This is a genomic window from Enterococcus florum, from assembly GCF_004309355.1.
GTDB classification, from domain to species: Bacteria; Bacillota; Bacilli; order Lactobacillales; family Enterococcaceae; genus Enterococcus_A; species Enterococcus_A florum.
Genome location: NZ_BJCC01000016.1, coordinates 1 through 19,899, shown reverse-complemented (window position 1 = coordinate 19,899; position 19,899 = coordinate 1). Strand labels below are relative to the sequence as shown.

The 19,899-nt window shown below is 44.2% G+C and carries 22 protein-coding genes; 3 read left to right on the top strand and 19 right to left on the bottom strand.

The annotated features are described in order from the left end of the window. Positions 1–174: 174 nt before the first annotated feature. The 5 genes from NRIC_RS10730 to NRIC_RS10710 form a co-directional block, all read right to left on the bottom strand. Entirely contained in the window at positions 175–1,275 is a 1,101-nt protein-coding gene (locus tag NRIC_RS10730; RefSeq protein ID WP_146622712.1) for a BMP family lipoprotein, read from the bottom strand. Between the two features lie 63 nt (positions 1,276–1,338). Continuing rightward, positions 1,339–1,734, bottom strand: a complete 396-nt coding sequence (locus NRIC_RS10725; protein WP_146622711.1) for a cytidine deaminase — start codon at positions 1,732–1,734, stop codon at positions 1,339–1,341. Positions 1,735–1,753: 19 nt separating this feature from the next. Continuing rightward, positions 1,754–2,416, bottom strand: coding sequence for a deoxyribose-phosphate aldolase (gene deoC, locus NRIC_RS10720; RefSeq protein ID WP_146622710.1), 663 nt, complete (start codon positions 2,414–2,416; stop codon positions 1,754–1,756). Positions 2,417–2,520: 104 nt separating this feature from the next. Next, positions 2,521–3,822 carry a pyrimidine-nucleoside phosphorylase gene (locus tag NRIC_RS10715; RefSeq protein WP_146622709.1) on the bottom strand — a complete coding sequence of 434 codons (1,302 nt, stop codon included), beginning with the start codon at positions 3,820–3,822 and terminating at the stop codon, positions 2,521–2,523. 140 nt (positions 3,823–3,962) lie between these two features. Next, a complete protein-coding gene (locus tag NRIC_RS10710) occupies positions 3,963–4,979 on the bottom strand; it encodes a LacI family DNA-binding transcriptional regulator (protein ID WP_146622708.1) in 1,017 nt (338 codons plus the stop codon). Between the two features lie 798 nt (positions 4,980–5,777). Here NRIC_RS10710 and NRIC_RS19295 point away from each other — a divergent pair. Next, positions 5,778–5,921, top strand: a complete 144-nt coding sequence (locus tag NRIC_RS19295) for a hypothetical protein (protein ID WP_175580063.1) — start codon at positions 5,778–5,780, stop codon at positions 5,919–5,921. A gap of 39 nt (positions 5,922–5,960) precedes the next feature. On the opposite strand, the gene NRIC_RS10705 is transcribed toward NRIC_RS19295, so the two are convergent. The 12 genes from NRIC_RS10705 to NRIC_RS10650 form a co-directional block, all read right to left on the bottom strand. After that, a complete protein-coding gene (locus NRIC_RS10705; protein WP_146622707.1) occupies positions 5,961–7,187 on the bottom strand; it encodes a zinc-binding dehydrogenase in 1,227 nt (408 codons plus the stop codon). A 16-nt stretch (positions 7,188–7,203) separates the two neighbouring features. Then, positions 7,204–8,058, bottom strand: a complete 855-nt coding sequence (locus tag NRIC_RS10700; RefSeq protein WP_146622706.1) for a mannose/fructose/sorbose PTS transporter subunit IID — start codon at positions 8,056–8,058, stop codon at positions 7,204–7,206. Between the two features lie 14 nt (positions 8,059–8,072). Continuing rightward, positions 8,073–8,885, bottom strand: a complete 813-nt coding sequence (locus NRIC_RS10695) for a PTS mannose/fructose/sorbose transporter subunit IIC (protein WP_146622705.1) — start codon at positions 8,883–8,885, stop codon at positions 8,073–8,075. Positions 8,886–8,904: 19 nt separating this feature from the next. Then, entirely contained in the window at positions 8,905–9,393 is a 489-nt protein-coding gene (locus tag NRIC_RS10690; RefSeq protein ID WP_146622704.1) for a mannose/fructose/sorbose PTS transporter subunit IIB, read from the bottom strand. Beyond that, entirely contained in the window at positions 9,394–9,810 is a 417-nt protein-coding gene (locus NRIC_RS10685; protein WP_146622703.1) for a PTS sugar transporter subunit IIA, read from the bottom strand. It lies immediately after the preceding gene. 9 nt (positions 9,811–9,819) lie between these two features. Further along, on the bottom strand, positions 9,820–10,620 hold the full coding sequence (locus NRIC_RS10680) for an SDR family oxidoreductase (protein WP_146622702.1): 801 nt from the start codon (positions 10,618–10,620) through the stop codon (positions 9,820–9,822). Between the two features lie 213 nt (positions 10,621–10,833). Then, entirely contained in the window at positions 10,834–11,301 is a 468-nt protein-coding gene (locus tag NRIC_RS10675; protein ID WP_146622701.1) for a GyrI-like domain-containing protein, read from the bottom strand. A 56-nt stretch (positions 11,302–11,357) separates the two neighbouring features. After that, entirely contained in the window at positions 11,358–12,224 is an 867-nt protein-coding gene (locus NRIC_RS10670; RefSeq protein ID WP_146622700.1) for a helix-turn-helix transcriptional regulator, read from the bottom strand. Between the two features lie 53 nt (positions 12,225–12,277). Then, positions 12,278–13,225, bottom strand: a complete 948-nt coding sequence (locus NRIC_RS10665; protein ID WP_146622699.1) for a sugar-binding transcriptional regulator — start codon at positions 13,223–13,225, stop codon at positions 12,278–12,280. Between the two features lie 144 nt (positions 13,226–13,369). After that, the gene (locus NRIC_RS10660; RefSeq protein ID WP_146622698.1) at positions 13,370–13,972 is read right to left on the bottom strand and encodes a class I SAM-dependent methyltransferase; all 603 of its coding nucleotides are present in this window, start codon (positions 13,970–13,972) and stop codon (positions 13,370–13,372) included. Positions 13,973–13,976: 4 nt separating this feature from the next. Next, positions 13,977–14,558: an SGNH/GDSL hydrolase family protein gene (locus tag NRIC_RS10655; RefSeq protein WP_146622697.1), complete on the bottom strand. Its 582-nt coding sequence runs from the start codon at positions 14,556–14,558 to the stop codon at positions 13,977–13,979. Positions 14,559–14,612: 54 nt separating this feature from the next. Beyond that, positions 14,613–15,191 (bottom strand): GrpB family protein, encoded by a 579-nt coding sequence (locus NRIC_RS10650; RefSeq protein WP_146622696.1) that lies wholly within the window; start codon positions 15,189–15,191, stop codon positions 14,613–14,615. A 288-nt stretch (positions 15,192–15,479) separates the two neighbouring features. Between NRIC_RS10650 and coaA the strand changes: the two genes are divergently transcribed. After that, positions 15,480–16,403 (top strand): type I pantothenate kinase, encoded by a 924-nt coding sequence (gene coaA, locus NRIC_RS10645; protein WP_146622695.1) that lies wholly within the window; start codon positions 15,480–15,482, stop codon positions 16,401–16,403. A gap of 76 nt (positions 16,404–16,479) precedes the next feature. Beyond that, the gene (gene guaA / locus NRIC_RS10640; protein ID WP_146622694.1) at positions 16,480–18,048 is read left to right on the top strand and encodes a glutamine-hydrolyzing GMP synthase; all 1,569 of its coding nucleotides are present in this window, start codon (positions 16,480–16,482) and stop codon (positions 18,046–18,048) included. A gap of 67 nt (positions 18,049–18,115) precedes the next feature. Here guaA and NRIC_RS10635 read toward each other — a convergent pair whose 3' ends face one another. Then, positions 18,116–19,303: a site-specific integrase gene (locus NRIC_RS10635; protein ID WP_146622693.1), complete on the bottom strand. Its 1,188-nt coding sequence runs from the start codon at positions 19,301–19,303 to the stop codon at positions 18,116–18,118. Positions 19,304–19,336: 33 nt separating this feature from the next. Beyond that, complete coding sequence (locus NRIC_RS10630) at positions 19,337–19,537, bottom strand: DUF3173 family protein (RefSeq protein WP_146622692.1); 201 nt, start codon at positions 19,535–19,537, stop codon at positions 19,337–19,339. Positions 19,538–19,899 lie beyond the last annotated feature (362 nt).

Here is a 19,899-nt window from a genome sequence, read left to right as displayed (position 1 = left end):
GACATATTGTTCTTCTGTCACTCTTTTCACATCCTATCACTTTTTAAGACCTGACAAACACACATTAATTAAAGGAATTCTTCCCTTAGGCAAACAGCACACTTGCTGTGCTGCTTGTCTAAGAAAAGAATATTATGGCGAGCTTTAGATCGCCATAATATTCAGTTTTACCAATTAAGGTTTTTCTGGAACTTCGATGTCACCATCTGATACTTTGTCTTTTGCTTCGTTAACTGCAGCTTTCGCTTCATCGGACAAGAATCCATCAGTTAGAGATACACCGCCGTCTTTCAAACCGAATGACAAGTGTTCGCCGCCAGGGAATTTATCTTCCAACGCACGAGTAGAGATGTCTTGAACGGCTGCGCCCACACCTTTAAGTGTAGAAGCCAAACAGAAGTTGCTTTCTTTGCCGTCTTTGTCAGTGTATTCACCTTCAGCTTGCTGATCGCTATCTACACCGATAACCCAAACTTTGTCTGCTTCTGCTTTTTCTTCATTACGAGCTTTTGCTTCTGAGAAGACGCCGTTACCTGTACCGCCTGAAGCATGGTAAATTACATCGATATCATTGTCGTACATATTTGCTGCTAATGCTTTACCACGAGCAGGGTCACCGAATGATGCTGCGTATTGAACATCGATTGAAATATCTTTGTCCATTTCTTTGGCAGTATCTTCTACCCCTTTCACAAATCCAGCTTCAAAACGGTCAATTACGACCCCTTCTTCACCACCGATAAAGCCAACTTTGTCTGTCTTTGTTGTATGAGCTGCTGCCACACCTGCAAGGTAAGCTGCTTCGTTGTCTTTGAAGGTTGCTGAAGCCACGTTGTCTTTTCCTTCGATTACAGAATCAATAATAACGAAGTTTGTGTCAGGATTTGTATCCGCTGCTGCTTCGATTGGTTCTGCTAATAGATAGCCGACACCGAAAATAGTTTGGAAGCCGTTTGAAACTGCTGAATCAATGTTGGTTGTATATTGTGATGCATTGTCAGATTGAACATAGTCATATCCGCCAGTTCCGCGTTCGATGTTATGGTCTTTCCCCCACGCCTGCAAGCCTTCCCAAGCTGACTGGTTGAATGAACGGTCATCAACACCACCAATATCCGTTACGATTGCTACACTGTGATCGGCATCTCCGCCTGAAGCAGATCCTCCACCTGAAGAGTCAGTTGAGCCGCCGCCGTTACCGCCGCCACATGCACCTAGCACTACCATTGCCGCAAAAGCTGTCGCGCCTAGACCAAATAATTTTGCTTTTTTCATTTCTGTAAAGCCCCCTAAATATGGTATTTTTTTTCAACAGTCAAACGACTGAATGAACATGGTTTATAAATCTTTGTCAGTGAACATATATGGCAGTAATCCTTCAACGGTCGTTTCTTTAGTTCGACCGTTCTCACCAACTAAGGTTACTGGCATCGCTGGATCACAGAACTCTGCCATGACTTGGCGGCAAGCGCCGCATGGAGAAATCGGTTCTGGTGTGCGTCCGGCAATCACGAGGTGGCTGAAGTTTCTTTCTCCTTCAGAAACAGCTTTGAAAAAGGCTGTTCGTTCCGCACAATTGCTTAATCCGTAAGATGCGTTTTCAATATTTATTCCTTGATAAGTTTTTCCATCATTCGTGACCAGACAAGCCCCAACTGGAAAATGAGAATAAGGCACATACGCCTTGTCCAAGGCTTCAGTCGCTGCAGCGATCCATTCTTTCTTTGCTGACATCTGCAAATGCCTCCTACTATTAATACCCGCTTCCGGAGAGTCCATTCATAATGGCCACACCCGAGCTGGCACCTAACCGTGTTGCTCCGGCTTCGATCATCGCCATAGCTTCTTTCGTATTATGGATGCCGCCTGAGGCTTTAACACCCATTTCTGGTCCGACTGTTTCACGCATTAATTTAACATCATCTACTGTAGCACCGCCGGTCGAAAATCCGGTCGACGTTTTAACAAAATCAGCACCAGCTGCTTTTGCCAATTCACAAGCCTTGATTTTTTCTTCCCTTGTTAATAATGCTGTTTCAATGATCACTTTTACCAACGCTTGATCTTTGGCAGCAGCAACAACTGCTTCTATGTCTTGTTGAACCTTTTCGTTGTTTCCAGCTTTCAGCTCACCGATGTTGATGACCATATCGACTTCTTCTGCGCCGTTTTCGATCGCATGTGCTGCTTCGTAAGCTTTCACTTCAGACGTGTTGGCTCCTAAAGGAAACCCAATGACTGTACAAACAGCTACTGGCTCACCTTTTAGTTCTTGTGCAGCTAGGCTGACCCATGTCGGATTGATGCAAACGGAATAAAAATGATATTCCTTTGCTTCATTGATGATTTTCATGACATCGTCTTTTGTCGCATCTGCTTTTAAGATCGTATGATCGATCATGCGATTCAATTCCATGTACTTTCCTCCCATTTCTCTTTTACTTTTTATTATCAAACTATGAAAAATTAATTTGTGAATAGCGAATCATTTGAAGTTTTGTTACATTCCACACAAATACCTTACTCTGTAATAATACCATGTATCAGTGTCGGTTCTAAACTATTATCCCCTATGGAAATATTTTCATACAGCAGCTGCTCTACAGCCGAAGTATCCTCCGTGTTTGAATAGATCGTTAACAACGCTTCGCCTTCCTTGACTGCGTCGCCGACTTTTTTCTTTAATTTAATGCCGACTGCATGGTCAATATCATCTTCCTTGGTCCGCCTTCCAGCGCCTAAAAGCATTGCTGCAATCCCGATTTCGTTCGCTACGATCTCCGTCACATAGCCAGACTCTTTCGCCGGCAAATCAAATTGATAGGTGGCCGTTATCAGCTTCTCAGGCTGATCGATGACCGAAGCATCGCCGCCTTGATCCTGGACCATTTCACGGAATTTTTCTAGCGCTTTTCCAGATTCCAGCGCTTCTTTGAGCATGACGCGTGCATCGTCCAAGCTTTCTGCTTTGCCAGCCAGAACGACCATTTGGCTGCCTAGGACATAGCACATTTCCATCAAATCTTCTGGTCCTTTGCCTTGCAGCGCTTCAATGGCTTCAACGATCTCTAAGCCGTTGCCGACAGCTTCACCTAACGGTTCGGACATATCTGAAATGACGGCCATTGTCTGTCGACCTGCGAGTTTGCCGATCCGGACCATGGTATGCGCCAATCGTTTCGCATCGTCCAGATTTTTCATGAAGGCCCCTTCGCCTGTAGTGACATCTAGTACGATGGCATCCGCGCCTGCGGCAATTTTTTTACTCATGATCGAGCTTGCGATCAACGGAATCGAATCAACTGTTCCAGTCACATCTCTCAAGGCATACAGCTTCTTGTCTGCCGGAGCGAGATTGCCCGATTGCCCGATAACGGCGACTTGACTTTTGTTTACGATGTCGATAAATTCCTGGTCAGATAATTCAATTCGAAAGCCTGGGATCGATTCAAATTTGTCCAAGGTGCCGCCTGTAAATCCTAAGCCGCGTCCGGACATTTTGGCTACAGGAACACCTACGCTTGCTACCAGCGGAGCCAATACCAAGGTCGTTGTATCCCCGACACCGCCTGTCGAATGCTTATCGACTTTGATGCCCTCGATCGAGGAAAGATCGATGATGTCGCCAGAATGGGCCATGGCCAGTGTTAAATTAGTGATCTCTTCATCCGTCATGTCCTGATAAAAGATCGCCATTAGCAACGCACTCATTTGATAATCGGGAATTTCTTCGTTGGTATACCCTGCAATAATAAAGTCGATTTCTTCCTTCGTCAGAATTTTTCCATCACGCTTTTTTTCGATTAAATCTACCATTCTCATCCGTTTTGCCTCCAAACTCAACACTCATTATACATCAAAATAATCAAAGGTAAACCACTTTAGTAAAACAGTTTACTCAAAATAGAAAACGTTTTTAGCAAACGCTAACATCGTTACTATATCGGGTGAGGCTTAAAAAGTCAAGCCTCACCCCTTGAAGCAACACTCTCACGAATAATTAATTTAGTCTGGAAGATTTTGTTTGGGATTCTCTGAGAGGGAAAATTGATGGCATCCACCAAAAATTTAGCCGCAGAAAACCCGATTTCAAAGCTTGGCTGAAAGACCGTAGTCAAAGGCGGCACCATGTACTTGCTGACTTCCAATCCATCGAATCCCACCACCGAAATGTCGTCTGGAATTCTCCGGCCACTCTCATAAATCGCTTGATAACAGCCGATCGCCATCTCATCGTTGCCGCAAAAAATCGCAGTGATTTTAGAATTTCTTAATAATTCTTTAGCTGCTTTATAGCCGCCGGCAATGGTCAAGCCGCCATGCGTCACATAGCTGTCATCAAAGGGCAGATCATTTTCGGCTACTACCTGACGATACGCATTGTAACGTTCAGACAGCTGATAATAGCCCTCGTCTTCCTTCAGCATACCGATATGACGATGGCCATGAGCCACCAGCATGCGAATCACTTCCTGAGCACCCGCGTATTCCTCAACCAGCAGCTGACCCCAGTCTCGTTCATTCAATCCGCGATCAATCAAAACGATCGGACGATGGCGATAAAAATCACTGTTCAGCGACTGCTCAGGCGGCAGCTGATTGGGTGTTGCCATCAGGATTCCATCCACCGAGCGATGCGACAATTCATTTAAATAACGCTCCTCCTGCTCCTTGTCATGCCGGGAATTGCATAAGATGATCATATAGCCCAAGGGATTCAGATAGCTTTCGACCCCTTCAATGATTTTCGAGAAGAAAAAGTCGGTGACATCCGGCACAATCATCCCGATGGTTTTTGAATGGCGGTTGATCAAATTAGCCGCAAAAAAATCCGGTTTATACTGGTATTCATCCACGATCGCCATGACGCGTTTGCGTGTCTGTTCGCTAAACCGACTGCCTTTATTGTTTAAGATTTGAGAGACCGTTGTGACGGAAACGCCTGCCAGTTCAGCAATCTCCTTGATAGTGATCTTCATCTGGATCCTTCCTTTTGCCTTGTTTTTTTTAGTGTAGCAAAGAAGGTATTATTAAGAAAGCTTTTTCGACGACTCGATACATAAAAAAACAGTGAATCTTCTAATCCGTCTTCGACTTGTCCTTCTTGCATCGCTGCATTTGAGCGTAAGAATAGTTATCCATTTGGGTTCGGAAAATGACTAGTTGTTTATTGAATGCTTGATGCTTCGAGGACAGTCGATTGCTCTTTTATTGGGCGTGACTAAATGAATGTTTTCTAAGTGTCATTATGATGTAGCGGAACAACGAATAAAAGTTCATAATATAACATCCATTTATTTGAAACCCTTTTCAATAGTCGTAGATCTTTCAGACTTTCTTTTCCGGCAAGTTGTCCTTCCTAACCAAGTTTTGATAAGGCAGTTTGCAATTCATTCTTTTATGAGAAAGAAAAAAACAGCCTTCTTTTTAACGAAAATAATTCATAAACCTGACATGCAGTTTCGCGATTTTTTTACACTGCTCTGATAAATGAGGAACGCTATTATATAAAAAGGAGCCGCAGACACCAATCGTTCGTGGAAGAGGGAACTTGAGGCGATGCTATGATCATTAAGATCAATGGTAAGAAACCAGAAAAATTTGCTTCTTACCAACCAACAGCGTTCATGTGCTTTCCGCCGAGCATCGACCGACTATCAACTATAGTGAATGTACTCCTGAAACGGACGATCCGGTCCAAACCATCGTTGAAATGGACGTGTCCATCGCCCTTAGCCGACGTAATTGTCTGCTGATGATAGGTAGAACCGATCCACATGTTGATGGGATTGCCTGCCGTCGGCGAGGAAAAACTGCTCTCTCAAAAGGCCAGTGAAGGCTGTGTACTGAATGTTGCTATGAGGGAACAGGATTTTTCAATGGACACCGTACGTCACAAAGAGGGCTCTATGGGATTTTAATGCTCAACAAAAAAACCGCAGCGGACTGCGGTTTTTTATTTAAATCTCTGTAAATTCCTTTAATACATACTCCTCTGCTTCTTTGCTCCAGATGCCGTCAGTTTTTGCCAAGATCTGTCCTAGCTTAGAAGCAGGGTCTAAATCTGAAAGTTTGGTCAAATCGTATTTTTTATGGGTATACACCAGCTTTTTGCCGCCGCCGATTGTCGGCTGGTTCAAGGTGGTTTCTGCTACCGCATCCAGGCCTAAAATGTGAGTTACCACATTGGCTACTTTAACCTTTTTCTCCTCAATCAATTTGACTGCTTTGCGCATATCTTCGGTGTTGCCGCCGGAGGTTCCGACGAAATGAGTGAAGGAATAATGCACATCATAGAAATTGACCTTTGCCGAAAACTCTTTGTTTTGCGGTCCGGCAAAGAAATTCAGGCAGCCGTCAGGGTTCAGCATATCTGCTGCATCCGTCACGACTTTCTCAGCAGGAACCATCACGAAAATGTCGTCAAATCCACCTTGCACCGCCTCTTTCAAGACAGATACCTGATCCTCTACAGCACCTACATTGACATATTGAACGGTGATGCCGTCTTGACTTGGATACAATTTTTCAGCTCGAGCCAGTTTGTCTGGATCACGATCGGTGATTACCAAGTTTTTCGGGCGAATCGGACCATGCAGGGCATAATCAATCGCTAAAAGCCCCATCGGACCTGTGCCGCCCATGATCAGCATATTGCCGCCTGGTTTTACGCCCATTTGGTGTTCGTAGCTGCCCTCTTTCAAATGATAGTTGGCTTCAAAAGCACCGATCACACAAGACAAAGGTTCGATCAATGAGCCTTCAAAATACGTTTCTCCTTTATAAGGGATTAAACAATCTTGATTCATGACATCTTCAGAGATAACGATATAGGTAGCATCCCCGCCAGTGTAAGCATAAGAGTAGCCCGGGCAGTCTGGACGATCTGACAATTGCAAGTTCGCCTGCACCACGTAGCGCTCCCCTTTTTTGTATTTGTGGGCCCATTTTCCGCCCACTTCCAGCAGTTCTCCACAAAATTCATGGCCGACAATGATCGGATTTTCCGCTACATTATCTGGGGCTTTTTTATGGTCGCCTCCCTGGTTGGCCAGCTTCCAGGTGGACATACAGATACTGTCAGTAATGACTGAGGCTAAAATCTCATTGTCCTTGATTTCTGGTAAGTCAAATTCTTCCAATCGCAAATCCTTTTTGCCGTATAAGCGAACTGCTTTCGTTTTCATTATTATCCTCCAATATTTACGCTAAAATTCCTAATCCATAACCGATAATTCCCACTGCAAACAAAACAAAGATCAAAACAATCGGACTCACTTTTTTCTTTAATAAGCGCATCATTAATAGTGTTAAACCTAATGCTAAAAGACCGGGTACTAAATCATCCAATACATTTTGTACAGTCGTAATCACTTCTTGCCCATCCGCACCCGCTGTTTTAGAAACAACTAACGGAATATTGATGGTGGTCCACTTAGTAACCAGTACACCCATGATGAACAAGCCTAGAATAGTAGCCCCCTCGGTTAATTTTTGCAGAAGATTGCCGGACAGGTCGGAAACGATATCCATCCCTTTTCTAAAGCCGTAAGTTAAACCAAACCATTTCATGGCAATCCGCACTGCATTAAAGGCAAAGAAGAACAATAGTGGCCCAAAGATGTTACCACTCAGAGCCAACGATGCGCCCATTGCTGCAGTTATCGGACGCAAGGTTCCCCATACCAGTGGATCACCTACCCCACAGAGTGGTCCCATTAATCCGATCTTCAAGCTGTTAATGGTTCCTTCGTCGATGTCTGCTCCGGATGCTTTGGCTTCTTCCATCGCCATGGTTACACCAATCACCGGCCCGCAAACTGCGGGTGTTACATTGAAAAAGGTCATATTGCGTTTCAACGCTTCCGCTTGCTCTTCTTTCGTATGATACACCCGCTTAATGGTCGGGATCATATCTACACAAAAAGCTAAGGCGTGAATGCGTTCATAGTTAAAAGATGCTTGCTGAAAATTTGAAAAAAGAAACGTGCGCATCAAGTCCTGCTTAGTAATTTTTGACTGCACGGGTGCTTTGGTTTCTGTTGCCGTAGTTTCCATATTGTTAACTCCTCCTAATCTTCTAATTCATCGTCAGCTAAGTCGCCGCCTGCTGTTGCTGCGACTATTCCGCCAGAAGCGTCCTGCTTTTTGAAATTCGGATTTAATTGCACGTAGATCAAGGCAATAATCAAGCCGACAATCCCAAAGGACAGCAAACTAAAGTCCAAATACCCGCCTAAAACAAAACCTAAGAAGAAAAATGGCATTAAATATTTTACACTCATCATGTTCAAGACCATCGCATACCCAACGACTACGATAAAGCCGCCGGCGACTGCTAAACCACCCGTAACCACATCAGGAATCATGTTCAGCATATTCGTCACCATTTCAGCACTCACGAAGGCTGCGACAATCGTCGCTGGAATTGCTACCCGCAAGGCTTGAACGAACAGAGCGCTAAAGTGGATGAAGATAATCTTGTTAAAGTTGGCTTTCTCTGCTTCGCGATCTGCCGCATGCTGAAACGCTACCGTAATCGTTCGGGCAAAGACCGTCAACACTTGGCCCGCTGCTGCCACTGGCAAAGCAATCGCAATCCCTGCTTGAATATCCTGCTGACCAACAACGACTAGAATGGTCGAAATTACACTGGCTAAAGCGGAGTCCGGCGATTGTGCTGCCCCAATATTCATCCAGCCTAAAGCAATCAGCTCCAGCGTTCCGCCTAAAATAATTCCCGTTGTTAAGTCGCCTAAGATCAATCCAACTACCGTACAAGCAATTAGTGGACGATGGGTTTGAAACTCATCCAGTACACTGCCCATCCCACAAACACAGGAGAAAAGAAAAATAAGAACAATTTGAATCATTGATAATTCCATCGGTACTTAGCCCCTCTCTTTAAAATCCAGCCTCTTTTAATTTCGCTTCAAAATCACCTTTTGCATCCGTTGCAACTACTCGCAGATCCAGCTCTACCCCAATTTCAGCCAGCTTTCTAAAAGCCGCTGCATCCTTTTGATCGATAGAAACAGCTTTGGTTACTTGTGTTCGACCGTCTTTAAAATGCATACCGCCAATGTTAATGGATTTGATTGGCACGCCATTTTCCACCATCGCCAAGACTTCTCCTGGATTGGTAAACAAATAAAAGACGGTTTCATTTGCATATTTAGGATTGTTGTACACTTTAACGGCCTTTTCGACATCCACAATGTTGGCCTTAATGCCTGGAGGTGCTGCTTGTTTTACCAGCGTGCGACGCACCTCATCATTGGCTACCTCTTCACTGACTACGATAATTCGTTCTGCTCCAGCCTCCTTGGCCCACACCGTTGCTACCTGTCCATGGATCAATCGATCATCAATCCGTGCTAATTTGATTTGCATTTAGAAATCCTCCTCTTCCTCAATAATTTGTTCTCTAAATGATTTGACTGTATCGCCGGCAACACTTGTAAGATGTTTCACAATACTAGACAAATAATTTCCTTGAAGCATACTCGCAGCCTCTAATACCAAAGGCAGCGACATTCCTGAAACGACCTCGATGCTCTGTTGCGTATTCTTCATAGCAATCCCACAGCTGGCATTGTAGGGCGTCCCGCAAAATAGATCTGCTAAGATTAAATAATTTGCTGTCTCGTCAGTCATCGCCTGACTAATTTTTTGTTGGATCGAGTCCAGCCCTTCTTCCTTCAGAAATTCGATCGATTGAACATCTGGCAGCGCTCCGAAGATCATTTCCGCAGATTTTTTCATTTCATGGGCTAATTTACCATGCGCCACTAAAATTACTTTGTTCACTTTCTTCACCTACCCTCTCGTTTTTCCGCCAGCCACATTTACAGTGATTCCTGCGATATAGCTTGAACGTTCTGAAATGAAATAAGCGACTAGATCGGCCACCTCAGATAATTTGCCGTCTCTACCTAATGGAATAGTCTTCGTGTTGGTATAGCCTGCTCTCAACTGATCAACAGTGATTCCCCGTGTATAAGCCAAGGCTGTTTCATACTCAATCGTCCGCAATCCAGTTTCTTCCATGATTCCCGGCGCAATTCCTACGACTCGCACGCCTTTTTTACCTAACTCTTTAGCCCATGAACGAGTGAAGCTGTTGACTGCCGCTTTGGTCGCAGCATAAACACTTTGTCCTTCGGAGCCTTCCAATCCGCATTCTGACGACATGTTGATGATCACACCGGATTGCTGCTTCACGAGCTCTCGTCCGACCGCCTGCCCCATCAGATATACGCCTTTTTGATTGATGTCGATCATTTTGGCAAAGATGTTTTCATTGATTTCGAATTTGCCGTTTTCAGTTTGTGCTTCATCTACCAGTAATGCTGGAATATTGATCCCCGCATTATTGACCAGTGCGTCGATTTGTCCAAAGGTCTCAACCGCTTTGTCTACCGTTTGCTGAACAGATTCAGGATCAGTCACATTGGTTTCACTGAAAAGCAATCGATCGTGCTGGTAGCTGCCTTCTCTCAAATCCGCATTGACGACATTCACGCCCAAGTTGCAAAGCGATTGCACGATTGCTGCTCCGATCCCTGATGAACCGCCGGTCACGATCGCCGTTTTTCCTTCTACATTTAGCCAAGTCATTGTAAAATCCCCTTCAACACATTTGTGATTTTTGATTAACGTTTGTTACAACTGTATTCTAACGGCTTAAGAAAACGTTGTCAACATCTTTTTGCAATTTTTTTATAATCAAATCACTTTTGTGCAAAAAGAGGAAATAGAAAATCCCACCTGCGCACTTTTGCCGGCGCACAAAAAAAGCACCAGCGTTTGTGCTGATGCAAGGCATTGGGGCTATTCAAATAAAACTTCCAAAATCGTTTCCTGTTTTTCCGGAGGAATCTCTTCGTCGCTCAAATAATATTCATAGGCAGTACCGACAAATTTTCGATCTGATTTTTTGATCTGGTCAAACATCTCCATATAAATCCCGGTCATCTCCTCATAGCGTCCGACATACAGCGCAGACAAGGCTTGATAGGATGGCAGCAGGTAGCAGTCCACTTCTTCAGGAACCTCGATCTTTTCAGCTAAAGGAAACCCAACCTCCATCTCAATGGCTGTCTCGTCCATAGTTCCTTCTTCCCCCATGTTTTTATAGGATACAAAAGGTGTGCTTAAAATCGTTCCGCCTTTTTCTTGGATCAAGCCGCCTAATTTCATAAATGTCGGTCCAATCACCTTGGGAATTTCTTCTACCCGAACAGTAAAGTGTTGGGAAACGATCCATTGCTCTGGTTTCACGATTGCTTCAATTGTCATGATGTTCTCCTCCCTTTTCTTTATCATACAGAATCAAACTGCCAGAACATGTCATATTAAACTTGATTTTCTAAAAAAGATCGGGTGTATGCAATCAGCTTGTCTTTGACCCAGTCAGGCTCCAGTACTTGCACATTTTTTCCCAGTGGCAGCAAAAAGCGATACATGTCCTCGAACACCGCAAAGGTCAAGACAGCCTCAAAGCTGCTGTCAGGGTTATCAAACAGCTGCAAATTTGCAAACTCATCGTAGCGCTTATAGGCGATCCGCTTGCTGAAGCGGACCCTGACCTCGATTTTCGGGAAGCGGAGTTCCTCATCCGGTAGCTTTGTTGTATTCTTTTCTCCCAATGTGACACGCTGCACGCGTTGCAGGGGAAAGGCAGTCCATTCTTCAATCGCTGGCTGAAAAATCGACACATACCAGGTTTGATGCTTATAAAGGATCCGTTTCGGCAGCCCAGAGATCAGACGAGTTTGACCGTATTCAGTATAATACGTGAAATTAATCAGCCTTTCTGAAAAGATCGCCTGCTTGATCTGATCAAAGGTTTGATGGTCCAGACTGTGATTCTCGCTCAGATCGACCTCCAACCAGTTGCTCCAATCGTATACTGTACTCAGTTTTTCGATCAGCGCTTCGGTATCTGCCAGACCGACCGACTGCAACAAATGTAGGGCCAGCAGCAGATCGTCCTGTTCTTCCTTCATCAAGGTATTGTCCACAAAAAAGGACTCATCCAAAAAAATGCCGCCTTCTCGGCCTTTGACCGAATAAACCGGAATCCCGGCCAAGCTCAAGACATCCACATCACGATAAATCGTTCGCGTCGTCACCTCGAATCGTTCGGCCAGTTCCTTCGCGGTAACCTTCTTTCGATTTAATAAAACCAACGTCGTATGCAGAAGACGAATGATCTGCATTTGATTTCCCCCTTTCATCCTAAAGGCAAGAACAAAAAAGACAGGCTGATCACCTATCTTTTCAAGACTTCAATCGCTGTTTCTTCCGTCGTTACCAGCACGTTGATATAACCGCCTTTTAATGCGCTGGCGATTGCTTCGGCTTTATCTACCATCGCTGCGATCCCGATCCGGTAAGGGGTGCGTTTCAAATCACTGATGTCGATCCCGATCAAACGGTCATCCAGCTCGTTGTCGATGTGCTGCCCTTCCAAGTTGAAAAAGCGCGATACCACATCACCGATCACCTTTTTGCCCTCCAAATAAGCCAAGACATCTTCGCCATAGAACTGCTTCCAGCTTTCGCTGGCCTGCAAGGTCGGACTGCCGATACCTAAGATCGCAATGTCCAGCTTGCGCCAATAGTCGATTAATTCTTGGTTGAACTCATTTTCCATCAAGGCCTTTTTTAAAGAGACTGTATCAGGAAATGCCGGTGAATCGATCAGCAAAGCCCGGCCATTCAACTTTTTCGAAGCTTCATAGGTAATCGTATTGACATGAAAATCGCTGATCAGACGTCCGGAAGGGCCCCCGATCATTGGGATACAGGTGATATTGCTGACCGTATAGGTGCCCAAGCCCTCAGGAATCGCCGCCATCGTCTCACCCCATGAAAAGCCGATGATCATCTCATCCTCCAAAATTTCAGCTAAATAGTCGCCGACTCCGCTGGCAAGCAGCTTATCCTTTTGCGTGCGGTTCATCTCAGGCGCCGCCTGAACGATGATCGCCTTCTCCAAACCAAAGCGTTCCTTCAGCTGCTTCTCAAGGTCGTAGGTTCCAGCTTTATCGTAATTGATGGAGATGGTCACGATCCCTTCCTCCCGCGATCGCTTCAGCAAACGGCTGATGGTACTGCGGTGGATATTCAATTCTTTCGAAATCTGGCTTTGATTCTTATCCTCTTGGTAGTACATTTCGGCGATGCGAACCAAGAGCTTATCCTCATCCTTGTACATACATTCTGCTCCTTAAATTATACTTTGAAACACTCACTGCGCAAAATCACATTTGTGAAATATATTGAGTCAATGTGATTATACAGGCAATCGCCCTTCTTTTGCAAGCTCTTTCAGATACCACGCGAAAAAAGTACCAAAGAGTTACTCTTTGATACTTCGCAAAATGTAATACCCTTTGTCCTTTGCCACGATTTCGGCATTGCCGAAGACCTCTTCCATCCGCTTTTTGGCACTAGGTGCGCCTTGTTTTTTCTGGATGACCACGGTCAAGCTGCCACCGGTTTTCAAAAGAGGCGCCGCATCGCTCAAAATCTGATGCACAACCTGCTTGCCGGCACGAATCGGCGGGTTGGTTACGATTGCCGCATAAGCTGTCTGATGCAGGTCGGAATAAATATCCGATGAATGGATATCTACCTGCTCGATGTCGTTGTGTTTGGCGTTGCTTTTGGCCAATTCAATCGCCCGATTGTTCACGTCGATCATTTCCACGAAACGGCCAGTCGCATAAGCCAGCGCCAGTCCAATCGGTCCGTAGCCGCAACCCACATCCAGGATTACACCCTCAGGCAGATTTTCCCCGTCAAAATGCTCGATCAGCACTCTTGAGCCGTAATCCACGGTCTGACGGGAAAATACCCCACTGTCTGTTACAAAATGAAAATTTTTCCCAGCCAGCTCAAAGGACCACTGCTCTAAGTCATGGGCAGTATCAGGATTTTCTGAATAATAATGATTGGTCATAAACTTACCCTTCTGCGATTAATTTTTCTTTGATATCTCGTGCAATCAAGGCCCCTAAAAAATGGTAGCCTTCGTCAGACGGATGGATGCCGTCAAAAGTTTGCAAAAACTCCTTTGGTGCTGGATAAACAGTCATGTGGTGATACAGATCGATCACATTGACGTCCATTTCTGCCGCTGCCATTTTGGCTTTCTGTGCGAAGAGCTGCTGCCGTTCGTTGTCGCCATCTGGATATACCTCTGTATTGATATAGCCAGTCGTCAACAAAATAACTTTCGATGCATCAAAAGCCCCAACGAGCTTTTTGATGTTTTCTCCAAATGTGTCGAGCGAATCATCTGATTTTAACGAATCATTGGTTCCAAAAGAAATAACTACAAAATCCCCTTCTGCCTCCACGGCTTCATCCACTCGGGCCAACCCTTCAGAAGAAGTCTCGCCGCGTTTGCCTAGTTTAACCAATTGATAACCAGGAAAACCCATACCTGTCAGCTCATCCAAAATATATCGATCCAAAATGTCACTGGTCTCACCATTCATTACACCAGTCAATAAACTGTCGCCAAATAAAACGATTTTTTTCATCCTGTCTACTCCTCTTATTCATTCTCCTCTTTATCATAGCATGAAACACCCATTTTATTTAAGCAAATAGCGTGGGCCAAATGCTTGCCGCGCTTTTTGACTGTATGTCTGCACGAATGTTGATTTTGCATCTGTGTACGCATCGCGATCATGTTCGTATGTTTTTTTCAGCGACAGCTTCAATTCTTCATATCGCCGGGCGACTTCCGGATACTCGCGTAAATAGTCTCTGAAGTAAAGCTCGTCCCAGTCCCCTAGAGCTCGTACGTGCAAATGATAGACCTTCTCCGCAAAACCTTCTGGTGTATAGCCTTTGTTCAAATCCAGCCTCTGTCGTTCCTTATCCTTGATCATGGAGATCCAGCCGGCATTTTGAAGGAGCGTTGCTGCACCCTCCACGTCATATCCTTCCGGAAATTCCAGCAAAATATCCACGATCGGCTTAGCAATCAATCCTTCCACAGAAGTACTGCCGATATGACTGATCCGCTGTATCTCAAAATCAGCGAACAAATCCGTCAAACGCTGTTTTTCTTCTTCGTACCACTTCACGTAGTTCGAGCTGTGCTCTTTCAAAACAATCGGAAACAATGCCCACAGTTCTTCCAAACTCATTTCTTCCAGTCTCTTCATTTTCGCCCGCCCCTTTTAAAACCGTTGCTTTTATCATACCGCTTTTTTGAATGATTGAGAAAGGAAATTTAGCTATCGGTTCATTCCTGAATTTTCTCACGCCCTGTTGTGACCGTACCTAAAAAAACAGTGAAACTCCTGTCATTCCGATAGCTTTTTGGCTCTTTTTTCGGCTAAAATGACGTATGCTCTTTTTGTACCCGTAAATTATTCGGATTTCTTAGGAGCAGAACACATTTTATCGTGATTTTTATGGTAGAATAAGCGCAGTTATCAAAGGAGGTCGCTATGAAAGAGCAGATCAACTACTATCGGATTCCACGAGAGCAATGGCAGGATTTTTATACCAGTGGCCAGATGCCGTTGACCGAGGAAGAATTGGATAGTATCCGGAGTTTGAACGACCGAATCTCCATGAAGGACGTAGAAGATGTCTACATTCCCTTGTGTCACCTGATCCACTTGTATAAAAAAGAATCCGAGTCGCTGAACCTGAGCAAAGGCCTGTTTTTGCACAAATACGTCAAAACACCGCCTTTTATCATTGGAATCGCCGGCAGTGTGGCCGTTGGGAAAAGTACGACAGCCCGTCTGCTGCAGACCCTGCTGAGCCGATTATTCAAGCATCAGCACGTTCAATTGATTACTACTGATGGTTTCTTGTATCCAAATAAAGTCTTGGAAGAACGCGGGATCATGGACCGTAAAGGATTTCCTGAAAGCTATGACATGGCGAAACTGATCACCTTTTTAAACGAGATCAAATCCGGCGAAGAGAACATTCAGATTCCGATCTACTCCCACAATGTTTACGACATCGTGGAGGGCGAATTTGAATCGATCCAGCAGCCCGACATTCTGATCGTGGAAGGGATCAACACCTTGCAGCTGCCAGCCAACGAACAAATCTATGTCAGCGACTTTTTTGATTTCTCCGTGTTTGTCGATGCCCATCCAAGTCTGATCGAAAAATGGTATTTGGAGCGCTTTGAAGCCCTGCTGGATACTGCCTTTCAGGACCCGGAAAACTACTATTATCAGTATGCTATCGGCGACCGCAAAGCCGCCTTGGACATGGCCGAAGATGTCTGGGAAAAGGTTAATCTGATCAACCTGAAAGAGTACATCTTGCCAACGCGCGGCAGAGCTGATATCATCTTGCACAAGGCCAAGCATCATATCATTGATGAAGTCTATTTGCGCAAGTATTAGAACCACCCGTACCTGCATAAAAAGCCGGGCATGCCCCGACTTTTGAAATAAAACTATAAGAATAGAGGGAATAATTGTGACAAACGTTGCCAACGAAATGACTGACGTTGAAAAAATCATTGTGCTGGACTACGGTAGCCAGTACAACCAATTGATCACTCGTCGTATCCGTGAATTCGGTGTTTTCTCAGAACTATTGAGCCACCGCATCACTGCCGAAGAAGTAAAAGCCATGAAGCCAAAGGGAATCATCCTTTCTGGTGGACCAAACAGTGTCTATGACGAAGGTGCCTTCTCCATTGATCCTGCGATCTTTGAACTAGGTATTCCAATCTTGGGAATCTGTTACGGCATGCAGCTGATTACTTACAACCTAGGCGGAAAAGTTGAACCAGCTCAAAACCGTGAATACGGCAAAGCTTTGCTGGAGGTTACTGCTGACGATGCTGTTTTATTCGAGGGCACACCAAAAGAGCAAACCGTTTGGATGAGCCACGGCGACCTTGTTACTCAAGTACCAGAAGGCTTTGAAACAGTCGCAACCTCTGCTGACTGCCCAATCGCTTCTATTCAAGATACCACCCGCGACTTCTACGGTATCCAATACCATGCGGAAGTGCGTCACTCAGAATACGGAAACGATTTGCTGCGCCATTTTGCTTTTGAGGTTTGTCATTGCAAAGGCGACTGGAGCATGGACAACTTTATAGATATGCAAGTCGCAAAAATCCGCGAACAAGTCGGCGATAAAAAAGTTTTGCTAGGCTTATCCGGCGGTGTGGATTCATCAGTCGTAGGTGTCTTGCTGCAAAAAGCCATCGGCGACCAATTAACATCCATTTTTGTTGACCATGGTTTGTTGCGTAAAGGCGAAGGCGAACAGGTAATGGAAGCTTTAGGTGGAAAATTCGGCCTAAACATTATCCGTGTTGACGCTAAAGACCGTTTCTTAGACAAACTAGCTGGTGTCTCTGACCCAGAACAAAAACGCAAAATCATCGGGAACGAATTTGTTTACCTGTTTGATGACGAAGCAACCAAACTAGCTGGTAAAGAAGGCATTTCCTTCTTAGCCCAAGGAACCCTTTATACTGACGTAATCGAATCAGGTACCGAAACAGCTCAAACTATCAAATCGCACCACAACGTAGGTGGATTGCCAGAAGATATGCAATTTGAGCTGATCGAACCATTAAATACCCTGTTCAAGGATGAAGTCCGCGAATTAGGAGCGCAGCTTGGCATGCCAGACTCTATCGTATGGCGCCAGCCTTTCCCAGGACCAGGCTTAGGTATCCGTGTCCTTGGTGAAATTACCGAAGAAAAACTAGAAATCGTGCGAGAATCGGATGCAATCTTAAGAGAAGAAATCGCTAATGCCGGCTTAGACCGCGACATCTGGCAATACTTCACTGTCTTACCAGGCATCCGTTCCGTTGGTGTTATGGGTGATGGCCGTACTTACGATTATACAATCGGTATCCGTGCAGTAACCTCAATCGATGGCATGACTGCCGACTTCGCGCGTATCCCATGGGATGTCTTGCAAAAGATTTCTGTGCGGATCGTCAATGAAGTGGATCATGTGAATCGGATTGTGTATGATATTACGAGCAAGCCGCCAGCTACGGTTGAGTGGGAATAATCGTTGTAGAGCTTGAAACCCTTATTTATCAAGGGTTTCAGCTCTTTTTTTGTTGAGAGTTGCACTTTCATTGCACTTTTTGATTCTTATGGAGAAAGCCAACAGTATGTTGATTAGTTGGGGATGTGTCTAAGTTTGTTATTGAATGTTTTGCACTGATGACACCTTTTAGTTTTGAAGCCACTTCAAAATTACTATGTGGATAAAGATGTCCATAAGTCCCAAGTGTCGTTTCGATGTCTTCGTGCCCCAATCGTTCTTTGATGATCAATGGATTTTCACCCATCCGAATCAACAGCGAGGCGTGGGAGTGTCGTAACGCGTGAATTTTGATTCGATGGACATTTGCGAGCTTGGAGAATCTAGTGATCGCATAGCTAATTGTATGCTTTTGTGTTGGCGCACCGTTATAGCTCATCACAAAACCTGTCTTCACTACTTCCTCTTGTACCTTTTTCCATTCTTTTAAAATCATCAATGTATCATCATCCAACACGATAAATCTGGTACTAGCTTTTGTCTTTGGTTCAACAAATTCATAGTGATTCAAATTTTTATAATACAAAGTCTTATCGATCTTCAAAACACCCGTTTCAAAATCAATATCCTCCCACTGTATCGCAGTTGCTTCTCCTATTCGCATACCAGTCATGAACAAAAACCATAAGGAAACATATAAGAAATGTTGGTAGTAGTCATCTTTGTAGATACAACTGATGACCTTTTCAAATTCTTCTTTCGTCCAAAAATCGATCTTGGTTTTCTGTTTCTTCACATTCCCAACTATTTTCGATGGATTCTTTTCCGCTAATCCCAAAACAACGGCTCGATCCATTGCAATCGAGAAAATTCCTTGAACGTTTCGTATATAAGAAGCGCTCAAGGTCTTGAATAATTCGGATTGCCAATTTTGAACATGAATCGGTTCGATTTTATTTGTTGGTAACTTGTAAAAATATGAAAAATGCTTTTTGATAGAATTTAGACGGTTTTCATAAGTCCTAATCTTTACCTGTGTCTTGTACCAAGGTAAAAATATTTCCTCAACATAATCTTTGAACAACATTTTTTTCTTTGTCTCACTTAATGTTTCTGGCGTTTCAAGTAATAATTTCGAATAGGCTTCTCTTGCTTCTTTGATCGTTCTGAATCCACTTTTATACTTTTGGATCTTTTTCCCATGATTATCGTAACCAAGGTTTGCTCTGAAATAATAAAGTCCTTTTTTATCTTTTTTGATAGGATCTTTTCTCATTGTTTTTACTCCTCACTTCCGCAAGTGCAAAAACTAATCTTCATTGTGGGATTCAGCCAAGTTGATCCCTAGAATTTCTTCCACCGCTTCGACAGGGACGCGATCCAATTTTTTTGATTTGTAATAGATGTGTCCTTTTTGAATCATTAACTGCTTCGCTTTCTTGATAATATCTGCTGCAAAAGAATTTCCATACCCTAACTTCACTAAATCTTTTTTGGTAACTGTGATCATTTATCTCCTTCCTATGCAAAATAAAAACTTCAATATTCCTCATCATTATATCAGGCTTATCATTTTTACTCTGCATCAATAAATTTTTCTATTTCGTTGAGCGACCGATAGTTTCGTCAGGTCCATAGGTATTACACCTCTCCGCAAGTTTACGCCGAGCTTTACAGAAGTATCATTGTCTTCCCAATCGTCTTCGCACCTACTGAAACAGGTAGGTTGACATCACTCTTTATTCGCTTCCGCTAGTCATGGCGCGAGTGTGCCTCGGCTCTTCTTGGAAATAAACGTACTCAACAAAGTTATTCAGTTTTGTAGTGACCCCAAAAAGTTAGACTTTTTTTGGAGTGGAGAAATCCACTCCT

Coding starts and splice junctions, on each gene's coding strand:
- NRIC_RS10730 (WP_146622712.1), bottom strand. CDS start 1,275: ATGAAAAAAGCAAAATTATTTGGTCTAGGCGCGACAGCTTTTGCGGCA.
- NRIC_RS10725 (WP_146622711.1), bottom strand. CDS start 1,734: ATGTCAGCAAAGAAAGAATGGATCGCTGCAGCGACTGAAGCCTTGGAC.
- deoC (WP_146622710.1), bottom strand. CDS start 2,416: ATGGAATTGAATCGCATGATCGATCATACGATCTTAAAAGCAGATGCG.
- NRIC_RS10715 (WP_146622709.1), bottom strand. CDS start 3,822: ATGAGAATGGTAGATTTAATCGAAAAAAAGCGTGATGGAAAAATTCTG.
- NRIC_RS10710 (WP_146622708.1), bottom strand. CDS start 4,979: ATGAAGATCACTATCAAGGAGATTGCTGAACTGGCAGGCGTTTCCGTC.
- NRIC_RS19295 (WP_175580063.1), top strand. CDS start 5,778: ATGTTGATGGGATTGCCTGCCGTCGGCGAGGAAAAACTGCTCTCTCAA.
- NRIC_RS10705 (WP_146622707.1), bottom strand. CDS start 7,187: ATGAAAACGAAAGCAGTTCGCTTATACGGCAAAAAGGATTTGCGATTG.
- NRIC_RS10700 (WP_146622706.1), bottom strand. CDS start 8,058: ATGGAAACTACGGCAACAGAAACCAAAGCACCCGTGCAGTCAAAAATT.
- NRIC_RS10695 (WP_146622705.1), bottom strand. CDS start 8,885: ATGGAATTATCAATGATTCAAATTGTTCTTATTTTTCTTTTCTCCTGT.
- NRIC_RS10690 (WP_146622704.1), bottom strand. CDS start 9,393: ATGCAAATCAAATTAGCACGGATTGATGATCGATTGATCCATGGACAG.
- NRIC_RS10680 (WP_146622702.1), bottom strand. CDS start 10,620: ATGACTTGGCTAAATGTAGAAGGAAAAACGGCGATCGTGACCGGCGGT.
- NRIC_RS10675 (WP_146622701.1), bottom strand. CDS start 11,301: ATGACAATTGAAGCAATCGTGAAACCAGAGCAATGGATCGTTTCCCAA.
- NRIC_RS10670 (WP_146622700.1), bottom strand. CDS start 12,224: ATGCAGATCATTCGTCTTCTGCATACGACGTTGGTTTTATTAAATCGA.
- NRIC_RS10665 (WP_146622699.1), bottom strand. CDS start 13,225: ATGTACAAGGATGAGGATAAGCTCTTGGTTCGCATCGCCGAAATGTAC.
- NRIC_RS10660 (WP_146622698.1), bottom strand. CDS start 13,972: ATGACCAATCATTATTATTCAGAAAATCCTGATACTGCCCATGACTTA.
- NRIC_RS10655 (WP_146622697.1), bottom strand. CDS start 14,558: ATGAAAAAAATCGTTTTATTTGGCGACAGTTTATTGACTGGTGTAATG.
- NRIC_RS10650 (WP_146622696.1), bottom strand. CDS start 15,191: ATGAAGAGACTGGAAGAAATGAGTTTGGAAGAACTGTGGGCATTGTTT.
- coaA (WP_146622695.1), top strand. CDS start 15,480: ATGAAAGAGCAGATCAACTACTATCGGATTCCACGAGAGCAATGGCAG.
- NRIC_RS10635 (WP_146622693.1), bottom strand. CDS start 19,303: ATGAGAAAAGATCCTATCAAAAAAGATAAAAAAGGACTTTATTATTTC.
- NRIC_RS10630 (WP_146622692.1), bottom strand. CDS start 19,537: ATGATCACAGTTACCAAAAAAGATTTAGTGAAGTTAGGGTATGGAAAT.